The following is a 26,412-nucleotide window of genomic DNA, read 5'->3' on the forward strand; positions in this document are numbered from 1 at the left end:
TTCAGATAATTCTTGTCAAAATGGAGGTCATAATCATTAACCAGTCCAATTCTCTCGGTCTAGGCTTCTTAGCTGGATAGCTTCTGCAAGGTGTTCATTGCTGATTTCAATCGAGCCTTCCAGATCGGCAATTGTTCTGGCGACTTTTAAGATTCGGTCATAAGCTCTTGCGGAAAGATTCAGTCTTTCCATAGCCATCTTGAGGAGGTGCCTTCCACCTTCGTCAATAATACAGATTTCTTGGATGTTCCTTGCTCTCATTTGTGCATTGCTATGGATATGCTGATGTTTTTTGAATCGTTGTTCTTGTACCTTACGGGCATTGATTACCCTTTCCCTTACAGCTTCGCTTTTTTCAGAAGATTGATGGCTGCTCAGTTCGTTGAATTCGACTGGAGTGACTTCAATATGGATGTCTATCCTATCCAGTAAAGGGCCAGATATTTTACTGATATATTTCTGGACCGCATAAGAACCGCAGATGCACCGTCTGGTTGGATGGTTGTAAAAGCCGCAAGGGCATTCATGCGTTGCCCTGTTTGCGTTTTGAACAACATATCGATAAATCTCTACCAAAATCCATACCGATAAATCCACAGACTCTTGGAGAGCATATTCGGATGAGAAGGATGGAGCTAAGGCTTTTTCAAAGGGATATAGCGGCCATATTGAATGTTAGCGAGGACTGCATCACCTATTGGGAGAACAACAGAAGTGAACCCCAAATTCGATACTATCCACCTATCTTCGGGTTCTTAGGATATTGTCCGTTCGAATTTGATACATCTACGTTTGCTGGCAAGATCAAATCTTATAGATATTTAAATGGGCTTACTCAAAAGCAATTTGCAAAGTTGATGAACGTAGACCCTGCTACCGTTAGTCGTTGGGAAGCTGGAAAAGGTGGAGGTGTCAAGAAAAATGAGATTGATGCTATTTTATAGAGCTGTAGCACTGTCGTTAACCAACATATAGCAAAAGGTTTAAATTCTGACTGATCAGGATTTAAATTTGAAAAATCGCCTGGATGCCAGTCCGAAAATAGGGAGGGTTACACCCCCAATCATTCCCCTTATGTTTACGGAACAACAAAACCAACTGAAAATAAGTTGGTTTTTTCTTATTACAGCACAGAGGAAGGGATTCGAACCTGTGTAATTCTTATTTACAATCCAATAATAGTATCATTAACTTAATCGATTTTTATAGGAAGTGTTAAAGTTTCAAATTTTTATTCTATTTGTGATAGAAGTTCTTATATCTAATAATACTACTGCCTTAATTGGTGCCTTTAGAAAAGTAAAACATTTAAAACTCTGAAAATAAGTTGTTTAAAAATGAAAATTTTATCCCAACGGGATCATAAGTTTATAAATCCATAATTATATTTGCTACAGTCAAATTGGAACCAAACATTTGTATTGGAATTGCAAAATATTGTCTGCTATGAAACATTTTTCTTGCTCGTCTACTATTGTTTTTAAGGTTCAATTTCATAGTCTAAAGGTCATTTATGGAGAATTCTTGCTGGCTGAAGATACTTTCTTTTTTTCTTTCAAAAAAAAGGTGAAACCATTAAAATAAAGCTTTTTTCCTTTTAATACAGCAATTTTGCCACTAATGCTATTATATACGCCTTTCATGGCACTGGAATCTGGAATACTCTTTCTGCTAATAAACCTTATGGAATCATCACTTATCCATTTATAATATCCTTCCGAGTAAATGCCTGGAACAGTTTGTGAGTAATAAAAAATACTGTCATCGCTAAAAATAAAATTATATTCTCCAGGCATCCCCATATGGCCTGTTGAATAAAATCGATTATTTAAATCCTGATTGAGCTTCTGGACAACACAAGAAGATAGACAAATAAGACCTACAAAACATAAACCTATTTTATTCATTGTTTTTTATTTAATAATTGAACTACCAAATGTTGAATTAGAAACATCTATATACTTTTTCCCCAGTTGATTGATATCTAAGGTTCTCGTGAATGGATTTACACCTTGCATCCTCCACATTAAGTCAATAGTCCCTAATGTTGAACCTGTGCTAAGGTTTCCATTTGGTAATTTGTTGTATAATAAATTACCTCCACTGTTTTTAAGTGCCCTAACGAATCCTACATTTATATTTGATATATCTCCACCAGTATAAGCTGTTTGTCTTCGGAACGCCGTCACTTCATCGCCGATGTCATATAAAAAGCCTGGTCCACCTGAGACTCCACTAAAATCAAGTTGCCCGGTTTCAAACTGGTATGCATGTGCGAGTTCATGTGGTAGTCCGCCCCCAGTCATATAATTTTGCGAAACCATGATGTCCAAAGCGCCAGTCTGTGTATTGTATTTTGCTTCACCATCACTCAATGTTCCAGTATAATTAGTTATTATATTATAGACCTGGCTAGAGGTTTCTAAAACTGCTATTTCGCTCAACATAGAGGACATTGTATTAGATCTTAATTGGGACCTACTTAATCGGTTTTGCAAAGATTCTGTTGACTTGCCCGCGGCCTGCCGAGAAGCTATCTTAGCTTGTAATTTGTTTTGAACTTTATTTTCTCTGTTAATGATTCTTTGTGCATTATTTTTTAATCTTGCTACTGCGGCCGTATCACCTACAATCTCCATACCATTTGGGTCAATCAGGCGGATAGGATTATTAGCAACATAGGCATAAGGTGAAATTTGAAAATACTTTTCCGCCATTGGATCAATCACGTTCCATCTGCCGATTTCGGCATCATAGAACCTAGCGCCGTAGTCGTACTGTCCTTCCTGGACATAGCCGCTTGCAAACGCATGTGTCCCGCCCCGGATCTCATCCTGTAGTTCCTTGCTATTGTAAAGATAGCGATTATCACTGTAAACATAGCTCGAATTCGCATGCCGCTTGCCAAAGGCGTAGTAGTCGCTCTTCTGTACCACCTCGGCCGTAGTGGCCGTCAACCCGCGCTTCACCACCGATCGCACATTGCCCAGATGGTCGGTCAGGTTATAATGGTACGTATAGGTAGTACCGTTGGGCAGGAGATAACCCTCTGGGGTCCCTATCCGGTCGATCACCGAAGCGGCGGAGTTCAGTTTGTAATATTCGATTTCCCCCAGGTAATCATTGATCACCGTATTGGCGCCCTCAACCAATTTCTTCTGCAGCCTATTGCCCGCTCCATCATAGAGGTAACTTACCGAAACACCTGTTTTCGTGGCAGTTTTCGGTAGGTTCAGGTGGTTATAGGCAAAGGTCATCCCCGTACGGTCCTTGGTCGCATTGCCGTTCACGTCATACGTATAGCTTCCCGTAAAGCCCCCGCTCAGGGACTGTAGCCGATTGCTCGGTATCGTGGTATTCACCAGATAGCTGTAATTGATGCCCAGGGTGTCCGCTGCCGTCTGGCTGTTGCGGACAAGTTTGGTGATGTTGCCCATGTCGTCGTATTCCATGCGTTCGAACATGATCACTCCCTTACTGGAAGCCCTGGTCAATCTGTTCAACCGGTCATAACCGTAGGTGAACGTATTTGCCGTGGTCGCTCCGTGGCCCCACAGCTGCTGCGAGATATTCCCGTTGTATTGAGGGGTACCACCGGTCGCATAGTTCAACTGATAGGTGAATTGAGGAGCGGACGATTTGCTCATCCAGCCCCTTTCATTATAGGTGTAGGCAATCGAGGTCAAGAAATTGGTGCCGCTGTTCTCGCTGTGCAGCTTCTTGCCCTTGAGCTGCCCCAGCTCATTGTACTCGCTGCGCGAGAGCAAGACTTCCGCTTGGGCATTCACCTTATGCCTGACATCGATCGGACGGCCAGCATGATCGTACGTGTTCGTGGCAACAAGCGTGGTCACCGCCCCCGCAGCGCTCGCTTTATGTTCCCGCTTGCTGCTCAACAGCTCCCCCGGAAAGTTATACGTGTTGGTCACCCGGTCGGTACCTCCCAGATGGTTCTGGGAAACGCTCTGGACCAGCCTTGCACGATCGTCATAGTAATTGACCGTCATCGTTGGCGATGTACCATCGTCCCTAAAGACCCTCATACCGGTCAATAGCGTCTTGTTCCTATCGACGTAGGTCAGGCCACTGATCGCAAGCCCTGTCGTATCAGCGCTCTCAAACCTATGGTCGTCGTAATAGTTGACCTGTCTGGGGGTACGCACCTGTATGGGAAAGGACAGGTTCGTGTACTTGGTGAAGGGCGTGGGAGAGGCTGCCTTTGCAACCTCCGTTCTTTCCTCCCAATGTTTATTGCTAGATGCTGCGTGCCCATCGGCTGCCGTTTGTGCAGCCACCTGGGTCGCATAGCTCGCTACCAAGGTTCCGATCTCCACCGTTCTGCCAAATGCATCGTATTTCAAATAGCTCCATTCCTTATTTGTCTTGGTCCGTTGAACGGAATCCTGTGCCAATATAACTTGGTCATTTGCATTATAGACCAACCATTCCCACCCTTTGCCCGGGACCTTCTTCTTGATCTGCCGTCCCTTAGCATCGTATTTGTACGCATAGAGGAGTTCATTGAAAGTTGCATCGCCGTCCACGACACTGGTAGAAGTGAACCTGGGCGGGATAACATAGCATAGTTCCCCAAAACCGTTGTACACGTATTGGGTATTTAGGGCAGCACTCTCACTCTTCCAGATTCGTCTGAGCACCATCCGGCCTTCAAGGTCCTTGAACTCTTCCACCGTGCCCGTCTTTCCCGAAACCCAGTTCTCGTCTTTGGTGACCGTTTTGGACAGCTTTCCCGCAGCATAGAATCCTGTGCCCGTCGCTCCCGTATTGGTCGCATTGACGGTCCACAGCCGGACAGCCTCCGTCCCGCTGCCCACGTTCGTGCCGTACTCACTGACCACGGTCCGGCCCGTACTCGCCGTTCGGCTCGCGCCGGGCTGCCAAACCAGACCCGGGGAACCTTGCTGAAGGACCCGGTTCAACGGGCTGTTCTCAAAGACGGTCACCGAATAGGGCTGGCCTGTTTTATATACCGCTGCATCCCAGCCACCTCCGATTTTATAAAAGTTCTCTTGATTCGCCTTGGCAGCCGTTTTGAAACTTCCATCATTGGCGGTCTGCTCAGCATACGGAAGGTACCGGTGCGTCTGGCGGCCAAAGCCGTCGTATTCGACATGCTGGACAATGTCCTTCTTCCCCGGGCTAGCCTGCCAGGAGACATCCTGCAGGGGACGGCCCAGGCCATCAAAGTAATGGATAGTCCTGTTCACCGCTCCAACGCCCTGCGAGGCCAGGGCATCAGCACTGGTGAAGGCCTCTCTGGCAACGGTCTCCAAAACATAGTTCTGATCGGAGCTGCCAAATGTCATGTTGACACCGAAGGTTATCACCTTGGTTCCCGAGCCGCCCGCATTGTAGGCCGTGACCGTATAGCTCTTTGAGACAGTCGCCGTAGTCGGGGTTCCGCTTATCGCACCCGTGTTCTTATTGAATGTAAGTCCTGCAGGAAGAGCAGGGCTAATGGAATAGGCCATGTCCCTTCCCATCTTCCTGATCTGGTGATTCTGGGAATCACCTATATAAAGGTCGCCATTCGGCATCCACAATATTCCCTCCGCTCCATTAAAAGTCGCCTGTAAGGGAGGACCGTTGTCCACACCACTGGCCCCCGTTCCTGCAATGGTCGTTACCACCCCCGCAGGCGTTACCTTTCGGATCCTGTTGTCGAGCTGCGTCACATAGATGTTGCCCGAGGCATCCAAGCTCAATCCCATCGGAAAATAAAATCCGGCAGAAGTTCCCGTGCCGTTCACCGTTCCTGCCGTTCCACTGCCAGCAAGGGTGGTCACTACACCCGAGGGTGTGATCTTACGGATCTTACTGGCATTATATTCCGCCAGGTAAAGATTCCCCGAAGCATCGATCACCAGTCCTTTCATCCCATGGAAACCCGCTGCCGTACCCGTTCCGTTAACACTCGTATTGTTGCCGCCGGCCAGTGTGCTAACGACCCCGGCAGGCGTAATCTTGCGGATACGATAATTCCCCTCGTCAACGATATATACGTTCCCAGAACCGTCGACGCTGATCCCCGCCGGTGCGTTGAACTTCGCTGCAGTACCGGTACCTTCCGCATAGCCACGGACTCCCGCTCCTGCAAGGGTCGTCACAACGCCTGCAGGGGTAACCTTGCGAACCACGTGGTTTCCCCGGTCCGAAATGTAGAAGTTACCTGAGGCATCCCGAGCGATGTCATTGGGGCCGTAGATCGAGGCGGACGTACCCGTACCGTTCACCAAGGCAGCCGTACCGTTTCCGACAAAGGTGCTGACCACCCCTGCCGGCGTCATCTTGCGGATACGGTGATTGTACACATCGCAGATGTAGATGTTCCCCGAAGCATCGGCGACCATCCTGCACGGAACGTTGAACCGGGCCGCCGGACCGGTACCCTCAACAAATCCTAAAGCTGTACTGCCAGCTATCGGGCCTACATCGCCAATGGCATAAACTGCCCCACCGCTGTTCGTGGGAAGGTAGTTCACAGCCGTTCCGGTGTTCAAAACCGAAGGAACCGAATAGGTGATCACCGGGGCTGATGGAAGGGCCATGGTTCCCATGGACAGGGAAGACATCATCGGTTGCTGCAGGGCAGAGGTACGCAGCAGGAGGCTATCCCGAGGAATGCTGTCCTGTTGGGCCGACAGCATGAAGCCGCAAAACTGAATCAGCAGCAGCAGAATTAAACGGATATTAAGAAATTTCGTTCCCATTTCATTAGGCGTTAATTGGTGCGGTAGTTGTATTGGTAATTCTTGAGGATATTGTTGCTGAAGTCAAGGACGGACTTCAGGCGCTGGAATCCATCATATTGGTAGCTCTCCTTATTCCCACGGGGGTCGGTCATGCTCGTCATGCCCACGAGCGCACCGTAGGTGTAGCTCGTAACCCGGGCGTTCTTCAAGCTGTTCCTCAGTGTGGTCATGTGTGTATCGATCGTCGCATCACTTACAGTGGACGAATTCAAGCTGTTCAGGATCGTTGTAGCATTGCTCCCAAGGGCTCCGATGACCTCTGCATAGGTCGAGTTCTCGATCTTTGCAATGGGATAGTGTCCGCCATAGCCCCAGAGGTAGACCGTGACGGGCATTCCAAGCGACCTGACCTCCCTTGGATTGCCATAGGAATCATGGGACTGGAAGGAATAAGATGAGGAAATGGAGGCCGTTGTTTTTCCTTCCTTAATATTATTAACAAAATAATACCCCAAGATATTCTTGGAATATTCCAAACTTTGGTAATGGATAGGAATACTTCCTCGAGAAACAAGAGTTTCAACTGGTCTATTGATGATGTTTTTGCCTACCATCTCCCTATATACATCGTACTGTGTTCCTGCAAGTAAACTCAAATCTGGATTGTACTTATATTTTGTAATCAGTAAGCTGGATTTACTGTCCTTTAGAGTATCACAGATTTTATAATAGTAATTTCCGTCAAAACCACTAGATTTAACTGTCGACACTACTTCCAGGCCCAAAGGGTCGTACTCAGTATTCACCTCTTTTATTAAATGGGTGCGCCCTGAATAGGGGAAGAATTCCGACATCACAAAATAGACCGGTGAGCCATTGGGATCAATTTGAGGGGAAGTAGAAGATGACCTAAACATTACAGGAGAAATTACCTGATTCCTAAAATTTTCTCTCCGAGTTGAATTAGAGTAGAAGTTATCGTCGATATGATTATAGGTGTTTTCACTCTTCCTGACCAGTTTTTCCTGAGCATTATAGACCATTTCACTCAATAAGAGTCCTGAATTCCATGACTGAAGGACCTGTGGAACCTGCGGAAAATAAGCAGACCGACTGACTGATAATGGTGAATAGGTTCTAACAATTTTCCCCTTATAATTTCCTGTACTATTTCCATAAATCTTTTCTATCACCCGACTATAGCTTACAGGGCTTCCCTTTAGATAGACGAGATTATCTACCGTACTGTTTGACCTGATTATATAATTGGGCGTTTGAGAAGAATAGACATGATTCATTTCCAGAAATGGATCGGCTGCTTCATAATACACAGCCTGCGAATACAGTGGATAGATTCCGATCTCACCAGAGCTTGTAGTTCCATCATTGAGTAGGTATTCATAAACCTTTATCGAAACCGGGGTTGCCGAAACTGTGTCATAATCTAGCATCCGATTGATCCGGATACCTCCGACATAACCTTGGTTCTTTAAGTGCCAATCATGATTCGCTATATTTGGTCCAAATTCAAAAACCGTGGATCCCCCACTGGGGTATATAATTTTAGTCATTGACCCGGCTAAACAGCGAATGGGATCAACTTCCCTATTTCCTCCCGGGAGACTAGATAGTCCTCCCACGTGACCATTGAATGTTTCTGCTGGAATAAGGTTGTTAACGCCATTGGAATTATAGTAGCCCCAATGATCCTGTTGAAAGCTCAATTTTGCAGGAAGTGGACTATGATAGGTAAATTCATAGGGTTTTTCAACGACCGTTGAGTTTTTACCATACTTAAGGACGCTCTTCAACGTCAGCCTATTCAAAGAATTATCCTGTGTCAGAATAGCGCCCCTTTCCCCCAGGTTAGGGTCAGTGACCGCTATTTTAACGAGGGATTTATCACCTGGCAGGTCAACCCTATTGCTGGTATTGTAGATAAAATCAACCTTGATCCCATTTGGAAAATTTATCTGGGCGATCCGTTTAGCCCTGATGCTCTGTGAAACCAATTGGGTGGAGGATATAAGACCACCTCCGGTAATAGCCAACCTTCTTTCAGAAGAAGTCCGATAAGAGTCAAAGCTATTTAGTGTTACGTCAGAATATGTAATAATTATTTTATCCATCAAATTTGAAGAGACAATCTGGGTCAGATACCAGGAACTGGTGTAGGTACTGTTCTCAGAGCCACTGTGTATCGTTGACACTTCAAATGCTTCAAAAATAAATTTCCTGCCCGTTTCATCTGTAATCTCAAATTTTGAAATCAACTGTTTCCCTTCAATCGTTGCAATTGTCTTTTCAATTTTTATTTTCCGCTGTGGAGCAACAATTATATCATTGTTCTTACCAAGATAAAAAAGACCTGAGGATCCTCCAAAGGAATAGCTAAATACATCATTTTGAGAATCTAACCTGTTTTGATGCATTTTATTGAACGGCCTATCATATTCAGAAATAGGCCTGTTCCCCAAAAGCTCGCTCGAAGGAAGCGAGGAGGAATTTAGGAAACCGTTCAGGTTCAGTTCGTCATACGTGCCCCGGACACTTCTTGATATAATACCGCCAGCCTCGAGGCTCCATCCTATACCTACAGATGAAGCAATCTCATCAACTTTGACACCTCCAGCTGAATAATTTAAATTAACGTTCAAATTCAGATCCTTATTGGTATAACTGTAAACTGGAACATTAATAATGGGCGTACCGGTATTCAGGTCAGAAGGCATATTGCCAAATTTTTGAATAGAAGCTGCCTCAGGTGACAACGGCGTAAGATGGTTCAGGAATTCCTTCAGGTATTCCTGGGCTGAACAATTTAGAGAAGCTAAGCATATTGTACAAAGCAGTAAAACACTCTTAAAAATAATTTTCATCTTTGGGTTCAATTGGATTTGATATTGATTTTTTAGTAACAAGAGGGCTATCTGGTTCCAATGATTTTTTTCAGAACGAAAATTATAATCTTGAAAAAAAAGATAAAACTCTTTAGTAGTTAATATAACTGGTCTATAAAAGATTCATTGATTGTTAATGATTGGTTAACGCTAAATTAGATTATTTTTTTTCATTTGATAAAAATAATCTCGAAATTATTTTTATCAAATGGACGGTTTTTATATTATTTAGGGATACTAAAAGTACAAATGGACGGTAAAAATTGGCAAATCAAGGGACAAAACCTGTAAAGTTCCCTAAGGGATTAAATGAATGCAAGATAAACATATCAGGTGCGCCTAAAGCTATCTTAAGTCTTATCTTATCTTCCTTTCGAATTCTGGTCTGTTAGATTAGCCTTGATAAAATAGACAGTTATAAATTAAAAACTATTGCTCATTTGGAACATCGGCAGATACATCGCTACTAAAATCAATCCAACTACCAAGCCCAGAAAGATAATTATCAACGGCTCCATAACAGTTGATATGGTTGAGGTTTTGTACTCAATTTCCTCAGTGTACTGGTGAGATATTTTCTCAAAAAAGAAATCCAGCCTATTGACTTCTTCCCCGACCTTAATCAACTGAATCATTTTCTTTGGATAAAAGTCGAACATTTCCAAGCTGGAATGAAGGCTTTGACCATGAAGTATCGATTGTTCAATTTTATCCAGGGAAATCTGTATGGGGTAGAATTCGGTCATTTGTTGGAGCAATTGAATAGCTTGAATCAAAGGAATATTCGTACTGATCAATAATCTCATCGTATTTGCAAATCGCGCCAAATGGATTTTTTTTACGATTTCATTGACAAACGGAATCCTTAAAATGATCCATGATGACCATTTGCGGAACCATAGTTTGTTCTGACTGTAGTATAAAATGAATATTATGGATGCAATTACTAGAATGTTTAAATAGAACGTGGCATCTATCAGCTCTGAAATATTGAGGATAAACTGCGTCACCCAGGGAAGTTCCCTTCCAAATTTCTTAAATACATCGGCAAACATCGGCACGACAAATTTCAGCATAAAGAATACGGCTCCAAAGGAGGTCAGAAGAACGATAAGGGGATAGGTTATGGCGGAAACGATTTTTCTGCGTTGAGAGATCCTGCTTTTAAAATAAAGTGCCAACTCTTGTAGAATATCGCCAATTTTCCCAGTTTCTTCCCCTATTTTTATACTGTGCACTTCATAAGAACTAAATTTATTGCTTTTATAAATGGCTTCCGAGAGACTGAATCCTGCAATGACGTCCTCTTGAATATGTTCAAAGACCGATCTTCCTTTTTTATTCTTTTGATCAACCAGTATTAAATCAAATGCTGTTCGAATATCGATTCCCGATAAGAGAAGTGTGCTAAATTCAAGATAGAATTCTTCTTTTTTTTTATCCGATAGCTGCTTGTTTCCAAAGCTGATATCCCTATTAAGAAATTCCAAGAGGTCAAATTTGCCTTCAGTTTTACGATGAGTCCCCTTTGGATTTGATTTGGACACGCGGTGCTGGACTTTTTTGTACCGTGAGATATTGACCTTCGACATAATTAGAGCAGCTAGTTGGAAATTTTGATCAATTTTTCTGCACTGTAATCCTTTGACAGGACAAAGGGAATCAATCTATTTTTGGTTTTTAAGGTTATGGTAATTGCCTGTATTAATTCATTATCCATGCCTTTCACAAATTCAGGTTGAATATCTTCTATTACACCATGTAGGGAATCTGTAGTCAGGTCCCCCTGCTTTCTAATTATTAAGGAATCCATAATTATGTATTTGGAAATGTAATCGTTCCTTTTGAGCATTACGACATTGTCCAAGAAATATGCTTCGTCAGCATTGAGTATCTCTTTGTTCATATGATGATAAAAATGACTGACATTTAAATTCTCCGTCCTTTCTTTCTGTTGAACCGAGCCAAATTTATAAAAGCTATTCAAAATAAAGAATGCAATTCCCAGACATATTGCTGAAATCAACATAGCAATGGTAAGTTCCATTAACGTAAATGCAGACAGATGTAATTTATTCTTCATAGATTCTCTTTAAGAACACCAGGCTATCGGTAAGCCTATCCTGATTGAAGTCCATTGCATAAATGGTTATTTTTCTCAAATCGGGATAACCTGTAAGGCTATCCTCCTGGACGGTAAAATTATGATGTTCCCAAGCAGTTTCAGGATCTTGAATATCCGGGTCGTTGAGATATTGAGATTTGATCTGCTTCATCATCCACTGAACGTCCTGTTTACTATTGCTCTTGATTGAAGTAGTCAGCTTGGTAAAAATGAGTATACCTATGGAGAATACGGTGAGCAAAATAATCATGGCAATAAGAACCTCAATCAAGGTTGAGGACTTCAGGTGATACTTCTTTCTACGTTTTAATTCAGCCATGATACAATGCCTTTTTCAAGATTATGGTCTCCCGAAAAAAAATAGGGTCTGATAAAATAGGGATTCAGTTTCTTTCGCTCCAGGGTTAAATTTATCAAATAATTTTCATAGAGCGAACTCGGTCGTTCCGTTATAACTCTATAGCAATATAGACTACCATTAATCTCAAGCGGATCCGAATATTTAAGCTGACCAAAACTTATGATATTTCCTTGGATGTTGCTGTTCTTTCCGAGCTCGATCAAGTCCATTTGCTCATTTAACTCTTCCCGATAAAGGAATACCAGGCCACTTATCTTTGTATTCTCTCCAATGGATATTTTAGCCATTGAATTGACGCTATCTTTCGCAATAAGTCCTGTTACCGAAGGGTAATCCAGAACGGCATCCTTCCCGATCACCAAAGAATCGGTCGCGAAAAATTGGCCCTTTCCCCTGAAATTACTTTCAATTTTTATAACGGGCGCAAAGACGATCGCATCTTCCCATACTGTTTGCCCTGTTATGGTAATGGCACTGTCACAGACCAGCACAATATTACCGTTTATTGAATCCCTGTTTAACACCAGTGGAGATTTTATCCTGAAAAATTGGGTCTCATTAAAAAAGGAGTTCTTCAGGACAGGAGTACCATTTAATAGCGGCCGGTTATTATCATGGATACCTTTGAAATTGGATTCGATGGAACGTAATATTTCATGGTTCACCTGAGGCATTTTATGGGAACTTTCCAAGATTTTGCCATCAACCAATTTTTTGATTCCATCGTAATATTGCCCGTCAACAAATGCAGGTCTGATCCCTGACTTTGGCAAGAAGGCATTTCCCTGGATTTTAGTTTTTCCGCTGATGTATATCGGACGGTCTTCATCGGCGATATAAAGGATGGTAGAATCCAGGGGCTTCTCTCCGATAAGAAAGCTCCTTTTCAATGTGTCCAAATTTTCAACTGCGGTAATCGAGGCAACTTCGAGCATTCCCCAAAATTTTTTATTGATCTTGACCGAATCATTGGAACGTAGGGGCAAATAGATCACGGTATCTCCGGAAGTGTTTGCAAAATAATTTGAAAGCGATAATGTTGTAGCGGTCTCCACGTCAGTATTTAAGTTTTCCCATCTGTCGAATTTCTGCTGTTGGGTCCTAAAGTAATAGAACATCAGAATAAGACTTCCTAACAAAATAGCTAGTATCAATGAGATAATAACGGAGATCTGTAGGGAAGAGGCCTTCAGCATTTAATTGGAATCTAAGTCTGGTAATATTTCTTGGTTTTCAGATGGGGGGATCTTATCGTTCCTGTTACCTAGAAATACCTTATCCCACAGTGAGTTGAAGAAATTTGCCGTCCTTCGGAATATATTCTTATCGATATATTCCTCCGCACTGATTTCGATCCCTTCGCGATAATATTTCCATTGATAATCATTCACCACAGTATCCAAAACCTGTATTTTTCCATTCCACTGGGCATCCTTCATCGGGCCTTTCCTTGAGAGGACCCCATTTTCATTGTAAAGGCTGACCAGTCCATTCAGGTTGCCTTTGCTCCAATGCTCTTCTTTTAGGAGGTGCTGGCTGTCGGACCAATATTTCCATTCTCCATGGGGCAGGCCTTTCCTGTAAAATCCTTGTTTAAGTAATTGCTTATTCCCAGAAAATTCTTGATAGCTCCCATGAAGTAATTTGCCTGAAAATCCACCCTGTGTCCTTTGGACCTTTCTTGATTGGTACCAGTAATAGAATTTTTCCGATCGTACAATTGTCTTTTCATCTGTTATATAAAAAGACTCCAATCTCCTTTCATCATGATTGATCGTTATCCTATTCTTTATATCCAATAATTTTTCATATTCCGACCTTTGATATTGGCTGAAAGCAATCTTTGAACAAGAAAATAGGATGATCACGGGGATGATAAATTTTAGCGGTCTCATTGTTTGGAAATGGTTACTGTTTGAGAATTGGTTCTGACCTTTATTTCATGTGGGTAAATCGATAGAATTGTGTAACCATCAATCGATTGTTTGGTCTTCAGATAGTGCTGTTTTCCTGTAATCTGAACTAAAGCCACTTTTTTATTCATGTTTAAGTTTTCGATAAAACCCAAGTATTGGATATCTAAGGCCGGGGCATAGGCCAAAGGGTCATAGGTTTCCATAGGTAAAATCTGCTCCTCATCCTGATCAGCTTGTTCATCAGGTTTATTATCGGTTGAGGATATCTCCTGAAAGAAATCATCGGACAGAATGTCGTCATAGGTAAGATCTTCCTTCCATCGATAAGTGTCCAAATTCGATCGTACCTCTACTACGCCCTTATTGGATATGGGAAGCGGATCATGATCCGAAAATTTTGAAAAGACCACATAGATCACATAGCCCCATATCCCAAGTACTAAGGCAAAAAGGAAATAAATGTTATGCTTTTTATCTTTCATTACTTAATAATACGTAAAGTTCGCCGTTCCTGGAATAAACCTACGGAACCATCGTTTTCAGGCCTTGCCTGCCATTGATATACGCCCTGATTTAGTTGGATCTGGAATTGATTCTTATCAACAAGGGAATCAACGATTAACTGCGCACTGTTTTCAAAGCTGGGAGATACGATCTGTATTCTATAATATTTGGCATCCTGATGCGTATTCCACCAAAAGGTGATAACAGAGTCCCTGGTACTCAGGTCATCCGCGGGTGCTTTCAATTCTACAGTTTCCTTTTCCAAGGGATATTCTATAAAATCGGCACAAGAGGTTATCAATAAAAAAAACAGTAAATAATAAACCAGCTTATTCATAATGTTAAGTGTAGGGTAAATATATATATATATCTTGTAAGATTGTATAGGCGTTTTAGATTAAAAGTTTAATTGATCTTCAAGATGCTAAGGAAATTAAGGCGTTTTTCTCATTTTTAATTTGAACGGACAGTAAATTATAAAAGATGACTTATACCTTGAAAGAACTGATGTGTTTCGATAATTCAGTGGATAACGGTACAAATGTAATTATAACATTCAAATATTTTCCTTCTTTTTTATACCATCAATATGAATTTCACGGATTTTTTATTAATGATATTTATGGTCGGATCTGTTAAAAATAAATTTTATATTTCTTTTAAAGAATTTTAGTATCTTACATCGATCCATTAATAATTGCCAAGCCAAATTATCCGATTTAGAAATGAAATTTTTAAAGTTATTTTTTATTGCAATTCTGCTTTGCGGCATGCAAAGGGGTTTTTCACAAAATTTATTGAACTTAAATGAGTGGACCGCAGGTGAAGGGCCAATTGCTGGTTTTACCTTAAATGGTCCCACTACTGAAAACCTCAGGGAATGGGGGGATGGCCCCCAAGGGAACCGAGCAGTCCTCTGGAAGGCCTTACCGAGTGGGGACGGAAATAACGACGGCGGTTTTAACAGTACTGATTTTTCCATGGACAACAAAAAAATGTACCGCTATACCATCTGGATGAAAAAGACAAACTCCGCGGATGGAAGTAGTTATTTTGGTTGCGGAAATGTGAACACTTTAGCAGGAACATTAAATAGCAATGCGTACTTCTGGAATGGAGATTTGCCGGAATTGAACAGGTGGTATTTAATCGTAGGATATATTCATGCCAGTACCGATGCCTCCACGGTCAGCCTGGGTGGGATTTATGATGGAATTACTGGAAAAAAAGTTGTATCCATAACGGATTACAAATCAATTTCTGGAAGTACGACGAATAAGATACGATCTTACCTGTTCTATGATAATAATGCCAATGATAGACAATACTTTTATGGACCGCGGGTAGAAGAGGTCAATGGAAATGAACCAACCATTGCCTCACTATTGAACAATGCAAATAGCGGTGAGAATTTCTATTTTGCAGGGAAGGTTGGTGTCAAGACCGATACCCCTGGAGATTTCGACCTAGCTGTGAATGGGAAGATACGTTCAAAGGAAATTAAGGTTGAAGCCAGTAATTGGCCAGATTATGTATTTAAGGATGAATATAGAGTGCCTCCTCTTAGAGAGACCGCTGAGTTTATTAAGAATCATGGTCATTTACCCGATGTCCCAACAGCTGAAGAGGTAGAGGCTGATGGAATATCCCTTGGAGAGTTTAATAAGCTATTGCTTAAAAAATTGGAGGAAATTACCCTTCACCTTATTGAAAAGGAAAATGAAATTGAGATGCTTAAAAAAGAGATTAAGAAAATTTCAAAGGGTGCGAGTTCAAAAGAATATGGTATTGAAAGTTAACGGGATTATCTTACTTTTTACTCATTGGTCATGATAATTTATATCAAATTCTGAACTAGTTTTAGCACTGTCCAATAGGTGCTAAAACCTGTTATAATGGTTTAAATAGTGCTATTGCTAAATGTTAATTGTAAACATATTTTATGAAATATTCTTTTTCATTTTTCCTTAGCTTCTTAAGCATTGGTTTACATTTGACAGTTTATAGTAAGTTATATGCTCAAAATATCCAACAGGATAAGAACATGTTGTTAGAGACTATTTCAAAACACTTTGTTTCTCACGAGGAACATTCCGCTCGAATGAAAAAGGGGTTACGCCCAATGTACTGCTTTGGGCAGCATACCCTTTAGCTTATATCATGTTGTTGGTTTTTTTTGCTATACTATAAATTTTGATATTTGGTTGACTTATTAAGTAGATCACTCATCAGGTATACCCGGGCGTTTTCCACACTATTAAAACTATGCAAAACTTGTACATACTCTGAATGTGTCAATAACTCTTTGGATAAAGCTACTTTAATAGTTTGTAAAAACGGTTCTTTGTACAGGGAATAAACGGCACTTATACCTACCGTCTATGGTCAGTGTAATCTCTTGCCAATAGCAAAGGATCGAGGTGACCTTTGGCCATGGCCCTGACCATTTCCATACCGCTTACTCCAAATACGTCGCTGACTACGCTCCACCGTTTGATGTTGGCGGATTCAAGGATGTTCTGTAACCGTTTCTTTTATGCGGTCCGCATAGTGATAAGCTTACGTCTATGTCGAAAAAGCTCCTTGAGCTCATGGATATGTTGTGGTGGGATGAAGTTTTCCTTCAGTAGACCCGAAAGAAGCAGTTTGGTGATACATTCGCTATCCTTCTTGTCGGTCTTCTCTCTCGGAACATTTTTGACATGCCGGGCATTGACCAGTAGGATTGAAAATAGTCTTCCAAAACTGCGTAAACAGGTCGCAAGTAGACCCCGGTGCTCTCTTTTCTACCCTGTGTAATGGAATGTACCTGGAGCCATTCCACTAAATTGTACAGGTCATCCATAAAAGTTAAGAAGGTTTTTGTCTCTGTATCAAAATCACTGCCTTTAATTGTAGCAACTACTGTGTCTTTGTGGACATCCAGTCCACAACCACGATCAAGAATAAAGGGTAATCCCCTGACAGCCAAAGGTCTTATATTTATGGATACTAAGATACCGTTTTGGCTAAATGCCTATTGGGACTATGAGCCCGTGACTTTCATGGCTGTTGGTGATACCAGATGTATTATGAACGTTTTTAACTGAAGAAAATAAACACGTTATAAAAAATATGAAAGCTATGAGATGACATCTTCTATCGAAGCTGCCAAAAAACTCGCTAAGATTTTAGATACGACAGTGGGCTACCTATTGGGAGAGAACGAACAGGCCGTCCTGTTTAAAGACCCCGCTATGTTAAAGAGGTTTCAGGATATTGCAACACTCCCCGAAAAGGAAAAGGAATGCCTGCTCAATACCGTTGACCATTTTATCAAAGCAAGCAAGATTTCTTGATGTAAAACAAAACCGCCAGGCTTACAGCTTGGCGGTTAAGTCATTCAGTTACAAAAACTATGTAACATTTCTTTTTAAGGTTTTCAGCTGTTGCGTGGGCATTTGTAATACCTTCTTGTGCTAAGGTATAGCTCCTTTTTAAATAATCATCTTCCCTCTCATTGTCTATTCTATCACAATACCAATTCAAGTAATGATATTCTTCTCCCCAAAGCTGATAAGCATAAATAAGCTCTCCGCTATCCTCTGAAAGTATACCCCCTCCTAAAATTGCTGTTTGATTATCTTTTAATAACTCTATTGCTTGCAAAGCATCATCAACGGCCAATGCGATTTCATCACTACCTGGATTAATTTCAGATAATGGCCTGCCTTTCTCTTTTAAAAAATTTAGATAACTCAATGTATTTTCCATTCTAAGGAACTTTAGGTACGTTAAAAAATCTGTGGTTAATTATTCCGTTAGCAGCTTTGATGTATTCAAATGTACCCGTTTTGCTGTTTCCCTTCAAAAGATATGGTGTTTATTGTGGACATGAGGTTTTCGATCACGCAGACGGGATTGTTAATCTATAGCTCCCCTTTCTATTGGACAGTAACTAGGATCTTCCGTATTCAGCTGCTGGAGTGGACCCTAACATCCTTATACCGTAGCAATAGAAGGTTCTTCTACAACCGCCCAATTGGAGGCTTGGATAGATTGGACCAAAGAGGTACGCTCCGAAAAGATTCACGGTCGAAGTATTTGTTACCTACCATAACTTAAATCATTGGATTGTTTAGCCTGATGTGTCATTCCAATACGTGGTATAATTCCGTTCTCCATCTGATATTTAAGAAAAAGGAAATAAAAGACTTGTTGTATTATAAGAAAGGAACAGATATCCGGTAGTAGATATTATTATTTTTTTGGGTTGGATTCAAACTTCCTATCAATGTTATATAGTAGCTTTTGCTGGTGTAGGATTCATTCAAAATCTTAATGAGTATGAAGAAATGGCCAGAGAATAAAAAAGTTGAAAATAATCCCTCTTTCTTTCTGAAATAATTTGAAATATTATTTGTTAATCATTACCTTTAATCCAAGTAGAAATTATTGTATTGTAGCACAATACTGTTAGCCTTAAGTACTAACAAACCAATCATATGCCCAAGAACAGCCTTTCAATATTTATTTCGGGTTTTTTTTCTTTCATAGCAAATGCGCAGTCTTCCCCACTAATTGTACCGGATACCAGGGATGTGGTGCCACTACCAGCAGGTTATTCATTGAACGTAATGGTACAGTTCAACAGGGAACAGCCGTCGGATTCCCATTTGCAGTTTATATTAACAGGATGGGATTAAGGGCATGACAGACGATAGTTAGTAGACCTGCTCACGAACTTGCATTCTCAAACAGGAATTGTCTATTGGGACGGAACATCTGCTTTTGGCTGAGCAGCATGGAGAAAGGTAATCGTGGAAAAGACTGCTGGATTTGTTGGTGTAGGAACTCACAATCCAATGGAGAGACTATCTGTTAATGGGAAATCAGGGGTCAAGAGGTGACGGATGGGAACATCCAAACTCGCTTGACTATTTATTTGGACCGGACTATAGAAAAATGACCCTGAGCGAAATAGAGGAATTCATCGGACGAAAATAAACACCTTCCCGAGATTCCGTCAAGGAGTTCGTGGCAAAATGGCTTTCACTAGGAGAAATAAAACGTATCCTGTTAAAAATAACAGAGGGATTGACAGGCACCTGATCCAGAAGGAGGAAGAGATAAACAAGATTGAAAAAAGACTGAATACACTTTAAAACATAGAATAAGATGAAAATTTTAAAGACATTGTTATTATTTTCCGGCTTGCTATTAGGACTTTATTCATCTGGTCAAAACGTCACCTACAACAATGTTAGGATAGGTCTGGACGCTCCAGCAATTGGGGTAAACATTTTAACGAATTGGCCGAACCTTACTACAGGGTGGATTCGGGGGTTTTCTATCAGCAATCATAACGACTCTGAAAAATTCGTGTATTTTGGATCTACGGGTAATGCCGTAAATGGAATATCAACTTTATATTACAATTTTATTGGCAAAACACATACAAATCCTTACATGGTATTTTTACCTAACGGAAATGTTGGGATAGGAACAGTTTCTCCTAATGTGAAGTTAGCCGTCAATGGGAATATTAGGGCTCGAGAGATAAAAGTTGATGCTTCGGGCTGGCCAGATTATGTATTTAAAAAAGATCATCACCTTCCTTCATTAAAAGAAACAGAAGAGTTTATCAAGCAAAATGGTCATTTACCTGGTGTACCTTCAGCCCTTGATGCTGAAAGTAATGGGATATCATTAGGGGAGATGAATAAGATTCTATTAAAAAAGATTGAAGAGATAACTCTTTATTTGATTGATAAGGATAAAGAGATAGATTCATTAAGAAAGGAAATTGATTCTTTAAATTCAAACTGAGAATACAGTGAATAATTCGTTCATAGGATTGTAAATTATCAAGACCTAAATATCCTTATATACTTAAATTATGAAATTTCTTTACTTTTTAATCCTCGCTGCGATTTTGGTTCCAAATGTTATTTTTTCACAAACGCCCTCCACAGCTTCTGTTGGTTCTTCGGGATGGAAGAGAGTTGCCTATGTCAATAGCGCAAGTGGTCGAGGTTTCGGAAAGGTCAGCATTTACACAGTTGGAAGTACATCTACTCCTTATCAATTGGACATTGAATGGTTTAAAGATTGGGCCACAGTTGCTGGGATATCTATAAAATCAAATAGTTCAGCGGGTTATTGGACGGGGGCACGAATTACATATGATGCCGATTCGACATATATTGAGGTTAATTTTACAAGGGATGTAGCAGCATTGTTCATAATTTCGGACACCTATGGTTGGAATATCGCAAAACCTTATACCGGAACTTTAACTAACGGAGGGGGCACAGTTAGAGCTGAAACCAAGGCCGGGAAGATGGCGATTAATGATTATTTGGTCGTTGGTTTCAACGGAAATGTGGGTATAGGTACAACAAATCCTACAGCAAAACTTACAGTAAACGGGCTGGTCAGGGCAAGAGAAATAAAAGTAGATGCCACCCCTTGGCCAGATTATGTTTTCGAAGAAGGTTACCACCTTCCTTCCCTGGATCAAATTAGGAGTTATATAAGGGAAAATGGTCGCCTCCCAGAAGTCCCTTCGGCAGTACAGGTTCAAAAGGAGGGGATAGATTTGGGTAGAATGGACGCGATACTTTTAAAGAAAATCGAAGAATTGACACTTTATTTAATTGAAAAGGAAGGGCAGATTGATTCTTTAAACGAGAGGTTAAAATCACTTGAGAAAAAATAATATGAAACTATGAAAGATTTTTAACATGATTTTATGCGGTTTGTGGTTCCTTATAATTAACAGTATGTTCCTTACAATAATGTGACGATAGGTCTTGATGCTCCTGCTTCATGTATGAACATATTATGTAATTGGCATACTATTAACGGTGATTGGGTTTGGGGATACCCAATGAGCCACCTGAATGACAACCTTGGATTTGTATATATTGGAACCTGGGGAAATAAACTGGACGGGAAAAAAAAACCGCTTATTACAGTTTTATGGAGAATCATATACTAATCCCATTGTTTCCATTTTACCTAGGTAGATTTTGGGGAAAGGAAAGGATACACCAAATGTAAAATTTTCGGTAAAGGGTATGGTTAGGGCGAAGAAAATCAAGGTTGAGACAACCAATTGGTTTGATTAAGTTTGAACCAGATTATGAAACTGTCATCTTGCCGGAATTTCATCTGCAAAGGAAATTGAGAAGAACTGGCTTTTAATATCCGATCTGATCAGAATACTACTTAAATATAATGAAGAACTAACACTCCATTTAATCGAAAAGAATATTCAAATTGAAAAACAAGTGAGAATTTTGGACGATTTAGGTCTATGTCATCAAGCTCTAGAAAATAGAGTTATTGAGAACAAATGGCCATCAAGCCCGAGTAAGACCTTTTAACTTATTGGTTTATAAGTCTATAATGTAAGAAGAAACAATCCGACCGCCTGTACAGCGCCAGAATCAGTGGAAACAAAGAAATGATGAACTAGATTGTAAATAAAAGAATCATTACTTTTGAGCTTAATAAATCTAAATTATGAAAGAAATTTTATTTAAGAAAGTCAAGGGGTATACATTAACGGAGATATTGGTCGTTCTTTTGATCATTGGTATCCTAATCCTGTTGGTACTGCCCAATTTATTGCCTTTGATTTCAAAAGCCAAAAGTACAGAAGCCAAGATGCAGCTCCAACATGTCCAAACGCTACAAAAGAATTATTTCTACGAGAAGTCCAAATACACATCCGATATTCAGGAGATTGGATTCATACAGGAGAAATTGGTGAGCGAGGGAGAGGACGGAAAAGCCAACTATAAGATTGAGATTATTGAGGCCGACAATAAAGGTTTTTTGGCCAGAGCGACTTCCGTTGTAGATTTTGATGGTGATGGAGTGTTCAATGTGTGGGAGATTGACCAGGATAAAAATTTGAAAGAAGTAACGGCGGATTAAGTGATTTGGTTAGTGATCGCTCTAGTGGGATGTACTGCTATAGCTGTTGAGGATTTCTGCAACCGAATGGTGCATTTGGCCTGGTATATTTTGTTGATGATCGGCATACTGGGTTATTCCCTAAAGAGAATAGATCTTAATGCCTTCATAGAAAATACAATTTTATGCTTTGCATTTATTGCATTTCTCATGCTTTTGTTGACTTTGTATTTCTCTATAAAGGAAAAGAAGTTGGTCAATCTTTTCTCTCAATATTTGGGACTTGGAGATATGCTCTTTTTTATCGTGACCGGTTTTTACTTTGATATCATCTCCTATATTCTTTTTTTTATTGCCAGCCTGTTTATAAGTTTGCTGCTAACCCCAATAATTTTTAAATTTCAGGGAAAAGAAAACCATATACCATTAGCTGGATTGCAGTCGGTCTGTTTTACGCTTTATATAACTCTGGATTACTTTAAGCTATTTAGTTTTAAAGAATTTCTAAATATTCTATAATTCAATTTTTCTTTTTTTGTAAATCCTTTATATTTACAAAAAGATGTTTAACACAGCCTAAATTATTAAACAGTACGTTTTGGATGATTTTCAAATAACTTCGGTAGAAGAGGGACTGATTATGACGGTGCCGCGAAAGGTGGCGCATCACTATCGCGTTGTTCCAGTGGCTAAAAGGGGAGATATCACTGTTTTGGTCTCAGACAATCCAGGGGATGACATTGAGGAGGAGTTATCGATGATTCTTGATTTTTCGTTTATGCTGGAGAAGACTGAACCAGCTGTGATTGAACGTTTCTTGGAACTGTATTATTTTGAGAATTATAATACGGTGCAGGTCCATGTTGCTAAACAATTATCCTTTGACAATAACTTTTTAGATAATCTGATTTTAGAGGCCAAGCAGTTAAAAAGCAGTGATATACATATAGAAAGTTTTGAGGATAGGGGGAGGGTTCGCGTTCGGATAGACGGCATGATGGTGGAACGGTATTCAGTAATAAAAAGTGATTATCCCGCCTTGGTAAACAAGATCAAGATTATGTCCAATATGGATATTGCTGAAAAAAGGTTGCCGCAGGATGGAAGGATCCATTATTCCAAAAATGGAGAGAATTTCGATATGCGTGTTTCGGTCCTGCCAACGCTTCACGGTGAAAAGGTTGTCCTTCGCTTGTTGAACAATGATGCCACCAATATTCATATTGAATCCTTAGGCATGACCCTGGAGGATCTTTCCAATTATCTGCAGGGGGTAAAAAAACCAAACGGAATTTTACTGATTAGCGGTCCGACGGGTTCCGGAAAAACGACTACGTTGTATGCTACCCTAAAATACCTGAATAAGGAAACTAACAATATAATAACCATCGAAGACCCAATCGAGTATACCCTGGAGGGAATCAATCAGGTGCAGCTTCGGGAAAATATCGGGCTTACTTTTGGTGCCGCCATGCGGACATTTCTAAGGCAGGACCCGGATATTATCATGGTCGGTGAAATCCGAGATCCCGACACGGCCAATATGGCAATCCGGGCTGCGCTGACCGGACACCTGGTCCTTTCTACCATCCATACGAATTCAGCATGGGGGACGGTTTCCAGGCTCATCGACATGGGAATACCTGGATTCTTGATCGCAAATACGTTAAATACAACGGTTGCCCAACGATTGCTTCGTTTGCTGTGTCCTCACTGTAAGGTTACAAAACCTTTTGACGATTCACTATTTCCACGGCAGTTTATCCCATTTTATGCCGTTGACGAATATGCCGTACCTGTCGGGTGCAGTCAATGTTACTATACTGGTTATAAGGGAAGGAGAGCTGTATACGAGATTATACCGATGGATCGGGAATTGGCCGAAGAAATTAAAAAAGAGAACTTGGTAGTGGACGACCTTCTAGATCAGCGAAAAGTTAAAACTTTGGGTTTTAATGCGTTCGAAATATTTGCAAATAAACTGACCAGTATAGATGAGATTTACCCTTTATTAATTAATTATTGATGAAAAGTTTTCGTGAGATTTGTATCCTCCTATTACTTGTTATAGGATCGATATCAACCCTATCTGCTCAACAGACCTTGGAACAGCGGTTTCAGCAGGTCGAAGAGCGTTTACGTGCCGTAGCGATTATGAGTCCGGGAATGAATGAAAAAGTAAGGCTTTCAGTTTCGGGAGTCTCTATTCAGGAGTTCGTCAGGGCACTTGCGGAATCCAATGGGTTGAACATCAATGTGGATCCGGGACTTCAAATAAACATTGCCAACAATTTTCAAGGGGAAACCCCTTTGAATATTTTATTATTCTTGAGCAAAAACTATCAACTGGATATACAGGTCGTGGGAACCATTATGTCGATCAGTGCCATGCAAGGCGTTGAACCAATTACTATTCCGAAAGAACTTAAGATTTCGTATAATACCTCCGAAAGAACGCTGCACTATGAACTCAGCAACGATAAATTGTTGGATGTTGCGCAATTAATATCCAATCTATCGGGCAGGAATATCGTAGTTCCCACCACCTTACAAGAACAGGTAGTCAGTGGATACATTGAAGCAGCTCCTTTTGAGATTGCATTGGAAAAATTAGCATTTGCGAATAATTTAAGGTATAACCTGACCCAGGACGGTGTATATGTGTTTGAAAGACTAATTCCCGGAGAGGAGCTTTTCATCAATCAGGATAAAGAAACCGCAGTGCGTTACCGGAGCAATTCCGTCAACCCGATGCAGGATCCAATGCAGAACATGGTGACTACCGGTGAGTTTACGGTCTATGGGCAAACCACCAGTTCAGGGAAAAGATTTACCATTCAGGCCGAAAATACACCCATTATTGAGGTTATAAAGCGAGCATCACAAGACGCTGAGGTAAATTATTTTATTTATTCGGCTATTCAGGGCCAGGTCAGTGCGAATGTCCGTGATGTATCGTTCGATGAATTTCTGACCACAATCTTTAAGACCACTCCTTATACCTATAAAAAGGAAAATGGGATGTACCTCATTGGCGACCGAAAGATGGAAGGACTGAGAGATAGCAGAATTGTCCAATTGCAACATCGATCCTTGGATACAGTGCTCGCCATGATTCCCAACGAATGGAGAAGGGATGTGGAGATCAAGGAATTTAAAGAACAGAATATGCTGTTATTGTCAGGTTCATCTCCACAGATCAATGAAATTGAATCCTATATCAAAAGGCTTGATAAGCTGGTACCTATGGTACTGATTGAAGTCACGATCTTGGACATTCAAAAGGGAAATACCGTTAAAACAGGAATCAGTGCAGGCATTGCAGATAGCACAACAAGATACGGCGGTAAATTATTGGGTGAAGGTATCGATTTTACCTTTGGATCAGGTGGAATCAACCGATTCCTGTCGCAGATCGGTAGAAACAGCACTTTTAACCTGGGACGGGTCTCGCCAAATTTCTATGTGACATTAAAAGCACTAGAAGAAAATCAGAACGTAGAGATGCGATCGGTACCCAAGCTCTCCACCTTAAATGGTCATAATGCCACATTGAGCATAGGAAGCAAACGGTACTACAAAACTGAGACCATGAACGTTATTCCGTCCCTACAATCGAATACCATTACGACCGAGCAGTATACCCCCGTTGAGGCAAATATGGACATCACCATTAGACCGGTCGTGTCGGGAAATGATCAGATCACATTGGATATAAATGTAGATATTACTGACTTTATCGGCAACACTGCCATAAACCAGCCCCCTCCTACCTCGACCAGCAAGTTCCAATCGATCGTACGTGCCAGAAATGAAGATATGATTGTCCTTGGCGGGATCGAACGTATGGAGAACAGTGATACGGGTAGCGGAGTGCCACTTCTTTCAAGAATACCTGTTCTTCGATGGTTATTTAGCAGTAAAGAAAAAACAACAAGAAAAGTTGTCTCTGTCGTTTTTCTTAAACCTATTATCATTTATTAAGGTG

The 26,412-nt window shown here is 40.9% G+C and carries 22 protein-coding genes and 1 pseudogene; 9 read left to right on the forward strand and 14 right to left on the reverse strand.

The window, feature by feature from the left end:
* Positions 1 to 36 precede the first annotated feature (36 nt).
* The gene (locus CKW03_RS00860; protein ID WP_307724205.1) at positions 37 to 576 is read right to left on the reverse strand and encodes a magnesium chelatase subunit ChlI family protein; all 540 of its coding nucleotides are present in this window, start codon (positions 574 to 576) and stop codon (positions 37 to 39) included.
* Positions 577 to 620: 44 nt separating this feature from the next.
* Here CKW03_RS00860 and CKW03_RS00865 point away from each other — a divergent pair, with 44 nt between their 5' ends.
* A complete protein-coding gene (locus CKW03_RS00865) occupies positions 621 to 944 on the forward strand; it encodes a helix-turn-helix domain-containing protein (RefSeq protein WP_236736584.1) in 324 nt (107 codons plus the stop codon).
* A gap of 567 nt (positions 945 to 1,511) precedes the next feature.
* Here the strand turns inward: CKW03_RS00865 and CKW03_RS00870 are convergent.
* The 11 genes and pseudogenes from CKW03_RS00870 to CKW03_RS00915 form a co-directional block, all read right to left on the reverse strand.
* A complete protein-coding gene (locus tag CKW03_RS00870; RefSeq protein WP_139185539.1) occupies positions 1,512 to 1,907 on the reverse strand; it encodes a hypothetical protein in 396 nt (131 codons plus the stop codon).
* 6 nt (positions 1,908 to 1,913) lie between these two features.
* A complete protein-coding gene (locus CKW03_RS20685; protein ID WP_236736585.1) occupies positions 1,914 to 4,835 on the reverse strand; it encodes an RHS repeat-associated core domain-containing protein in 2,922 nt (973 codons plus the stop codon).
* A 45-nt stretch (positions 4,836 to 4,880) separates the two neighbouring features.
* Positions 4,881 to 6,731, reverse strand: a pseudogene (locus CKW03_RS20855) (DUF6443 domain-containing protein); the annotation flags it as partial.
* Between the two features lie 11 nt (positions 6,732 to 6,742).
* Positions 6,743 to 9,592 carry an RHS repeat domain-containing protein gene (locus tag CKW03_RS00880; RefSeq protein ID WP_139185540.1) on the reverse strand — a complete coding sequence of 950 codons (2,850 nt, stop codon included), beginning with the start codon at positions 9,590 to 9,592 and terminating at the stop codon, positions 6,743 to 6,745.
* Between the two features lie 443 nt (positions 9,593 to 10,035).
* On the reverse strand, positions 10,036 to 11,205 hold the full coding sequence (locus CKW03_RS00885) for a type II secretion system F family protein (RefSeq protein WP_093101325.1): 1,170 nt from the start codon (positions 11,203 to 11,205) through the stop codon (positions 10,036 to 10,038).
* Positions 11,206 to 11,216: 11 nt separating this feature from the next.
* Positions 11,217 to 11,696, reverse strand: coding sequence for a prepilin-type N-terminal cleavage/methylation domain-containing protein (locus CKW03_RS00890; protein WP_139185541.1), 480 nt, complete (start codon positions 11,694 to 11,696; stop codon positions 11,217 to 11,219).
* Positions 11,686 to 12,057 carry a type IV pilus modification PilV family protein gene (locus CKW03_RS00895; RefSeq protein ID WP_093101329.1) on the reverse strand — a complete coding sequence of 124 codons (372 nt, stop codon included), beginning with the start codon at positions 12,055 to 12,057 and terminating at the stop codon, positions 11,686 to 11,688. Before CKW03_RS00895 ends, CKW03_RS00890 begins: the two co-directional genes overlap by 11 nt.
* Complete coding sequence (locus tag CKW03_RS00900) at positions 12,045 to 13,295, reverse strand: TPM domain-containing protein (RefSeq protein WP_093101331.1); 1,251 nt, start codon at positions 13,293 to 13,295, stop codon at positions 12,045 to 12,047. The genes CKW03_RS00895 and CKW03_RS00900 overlap by 13 nt, the downstream gene beginning before the upstream one ends.
* Positions 13,296 to 13,994: a toxin-antitoxin system YwqK family antitoxin gene (locus CKW03_RS00905; protein WP_093101333.1), complete on the reverse strand. Its 699-nt coding sequence runs from the start codon at positions 13,992 to 13,994 to the stop codon at positions 13,296 to 13,298.
* Positions 13,991 to 14,497, reverse strand: a complete 507-nt coding sequence (locus tag CKW03_RS00910) for a hypothetical protein (RefSeq protein WP_093101335.1) — start codon at positions 14,495 to 14,497, stop codon at positions 13,991 to 13,993. Before CKW03_RS00910 ends, CKW03_RS00905 begins: the two co-directional genes overlap by 4 nt.
* Entirely contained in the window at positions 14,497 to 14,856 is a 360-nt protein-coding gene (locus CKW03_RS00915) for a hypothetical protein (RefSeq protein ID WP_093101337.1), read from the reverse strand. Before CKW03_RS00915 ends, CKW03_RS00910 begins: the two co-directional genes overlap by 1 nt.
* Positions 14,857 to 15,244: 388 nt before the next feature.
* Between CKW03_RS00915 and CKW03_RS00920 the strand changes: the two genes are divergently transcribed.
* Complete coding sequence (locus CKW03_RS00920) at positions 15,245 to 16,318, forward strand: hypothetical protein (RefSeq protein ID WP_186811873.1); 1,074 nt, start codon at positions 15,245 to 15,247, stop codon at positions 16,316 to 16,318.
* Between the two features lie 735 nt (positions 16,319 to 17,053).
* Here the strand turns inward: CKW03_RS00920 and CKW03_RS20860 are convergent.
* Positions 17,054 to 17,245: an IS110 family transposase gene (locus CKW03_RS20860; RefSeq protein ID WP_197701008.1), complete on the reverse strand. Its 192-nt coding sequence runs from the start codon at positions 17,243 to 17,245 to the stop codon at positions 17,054 to 17,056.
* Positions 17,246 to 17,647: 402 nt separating this feature from the next.
* Between CKW03_RS20860 and CKW03_RS00930 the strand changes: the two genes are divergently transcribed.
* Positions 17,648 to 17,857 carry a hypothetical protein gene (locus tag CKW03_RS00930; protein ID WP_093101339.1) on the forward strand — a complete coding sequence of 70 codons (210 nt, stop codon included), beginning with the start codon at positions 17,648 to 17,650 and terminating at the stop codon, positions 17,855 to 17,857.
* A 40-nt stretch (positions 17,858 to 17,897) separates the two neighbouring features.
* Here CKW03_RS00930 and imm40 read toward each other — a convergent pair whose 3' ends face one another.
* On the reverse strand, positions 17,898 to 18,272 hold the full coding sequence (gene imm40 / locus CKW03_RS00935) for an Imm40 family immunity protein (protein ID WP_093101341.1): 375 nt from the start codon (positions 18,270 to 18,272) through the stop codon (positions 17,898 to 17,900).
* A gap of 731 nt (positions 18,273 to 19,003) precedes the next feature.
* Between imm40 and CKW03_RS20185 the strand changes: the two genes are divergently transcribed.
* From CKW03_RS20185 to CKW03_RS00965, 6 genes are all read left to right on the forward strand, one after another.
* A complete protein-coding gene (locus tag CKW03_RS20185) occupies positions 19,004 to 19,204 on the forward strand; it encodes a hypothetical protein (RefSeq protein ID WP_139185542.1) in 201 nt (66 codons plus the stop codon).
* Between the two features lie 472 nt (positions 19,205 to 19,676).
* Positions 19,677 to 20,327 (forward strand): hypothetical protein, encoded by a 651-nt coding sequence (locus CKW03_RS00940; RefSeq protein WP_093101343.1) that lies wholly within the window; start codon positions 19,677 to 19,679, stop codon positions 20,325 to 20,327.
* Between the two features lie 70 nt (positions 20,328 to 20,397).
* Complete coding sequence (locus tag CKW03_RS00945) at positions 20,398 to 21,219, forward strand: hypothetical protein (protein ID WP_093101345.1); 822 nt, start codon at positions 20,398 to 20,400, stop codon at positions 21,217 to 21,219.
* 809 nt (positions 21,220 to 22,028) lie between these two features.
* The gene (locus CKW03_RS00950) at positions 22,029 to 22,445 is read left to right on the forward strand and encodes a prepilin-type N-terminal cleavage/methylation domain-containing protein (protein ID WP_093101347.1); all 417 of its coding nucleotides are present in this window, start codon (positions 22,029 to 22,031) and stop codon (positions 22,443 to 22,445) included.
* A gap of 577 nt (positions 22,446 to 23,022) precedes the next feature.
* Positions 23,023 to 24,450 carry a GspE/PulE family protein gene (locus CKW03_RS00960; protein WP_236736587.1) on the forward strand — a complete coding sequence of 476 codons (1,428 nt, stop codon included), beginning with the start codon at positions 23,023 to 23,025 and terminating at the stop codon, positions 24,448 to 24,450.
* Positions 24,450 to 26,408: a secretin GspD/PilQ domain-containing protein gene (locus CKW03_RS00965; protein WP_093101353.1), complete on the forward strand. Its 1,959-nt coding sequence runs from the start codon at positions 24,450 to 24,452 to the stop codon at positions 26,406 to 26,408. Before CKW03_RS00960 ends, CKW03_RS00965 begins: the two co-directional genes overlap by 1 nt.
* Positions 26,409 to 26,412: the final 4 nt, after the last annotated feature.

Origin of the sequence: Sphingobacterium mizutaii (genome assembly GCF_900187125.1) — a bacterium.
Classification (GTDB): domain Bacteria; phylum Bacteroidota; class Bacteroidia; order Sphingobacteriales; family Sphingobacteriaceae; genus Sphingobacterium; species Sphingobacterium mizutaii.

Coding starts and splice junctions, on each gene's coding strand:
- CKW03_RS00865 (WP_236736584.1), top strand. CDS start 621: ATGAGAAGGATGGAGCTAAGGCTTTTTCAAAGGGATATAGCGGCCATA.
- CKW03_RS00870 (WP_139185539.1), bottom strand. CDS start 1,907: ATGAATAAAATAGGTTTATGTTTTGTAGGTCTTATTTGTCTATCTTCT.
- CKW03_RS00880 (WP_139185540.1), bottom strand. CDS start 9,592: ATGAAAATTATTTTTAAGAGTGTTTTACTGCTTTGTACAATATGCTTA.
- CKW03_RS00885 (WP_093101325.1), bottom strand. CDS start 11,205: ATGTCGAAGGTCAATATCTCACGGTACAAAAAAGTCCAGCACCGCGTG.
- CKW03_RS00890 (WP_139185541.1), bottom strand. CDS start 11,696: ATGAAGAATAAATTACATCTGTCTGCATTTACGTTAATGGAACTTACC.
- CKW03_RS00895 (WP_093101329.1), bottom strand. CDS start 12,057: ATGGCTGAATTAAAACGTAGAAAGAAGTATCACCTGAAGTCCTCAACC.
- CKW03_RS00900 (WP_093101331.1), bottom strand. CDS start 13,295: ATGCTGAAGGCCTCTTCCCTACAGATCTCCGTTATTATCTCATTGATA.
- CKW03_RS00905 (WP_093101333.1), bottom strand. CDS start 13,994: ATGAGACCGCTAAAATTTATCATCCCCGTGATCATCCTATTTTCTTGT.
- CKW03_RS00910 (WP_093101335.1), bottom strand. CDS start 14,497: ATGAAAGATAAAAAGCATAACATTTATTTCCTTTTTGCCTTAGTACTT.
- CKW03_RS00915 (WP_093101337.1), bottom strand. CDS start 14,856: ATGAATAAGCTGGTTTATTATTTACTGTTTTTTTTATTGATAACCTCT.
- CKW03_RS00920 (WP_186811873.1), top strand. CDS start 15,245: ATGAAATTTTTAAAGTTATTTTTTATTGCAATTCTGCTTTGCGGCATG.
- CKW03_RS00930 (WP_093101339.1), top strand. CDS start 17,648: ATGACATCTTCTATCGAAGCTGCCAAAAAACTCGCTAAGATTTTAGAT.
- imm40 (WP_093101341.1), bottom strand. CDS start 18,272: ATGGAAAATACATTGAGTTATCTAAATTTTTTAAAAGAGAAAGGCAGG.
- CKW03_RS20185 (WP_139185542.1), top strand. CDS start 19,004: ATGCCCAAGAACAGCCTTTCAATATTTATTTCGGGTTTTTTTTCTTTC.
- CKW03_RS00940 (WP_093101343.1), top strand. CDS start 19,677: ATGAAAATTTTAAAGACATTGTTATTATTTTCCGGCTTGCTATTAGGA.
- CKW03_RS00945 (WP_093101345.1), top strand. CDS start 20,398: ATGAAATTTCTTTACTTTTTAATCCTCGCTGCGATTTTGGTTCCAAAT.
- CKW03_RS00950 (WP_093101347.1), top strand. CDS start 22,029: ATGAAAGAAATTTTATTTAAGAAAGTCAAGGGGTATACATTAACGGAG.
- CKW03_RS00965 (WP_093101353.1), top strand. CDS start 24,450: ATGAAAAGTTTTCGTGAGATTTGTATCCTCCTATTACTTGTTATAGGA.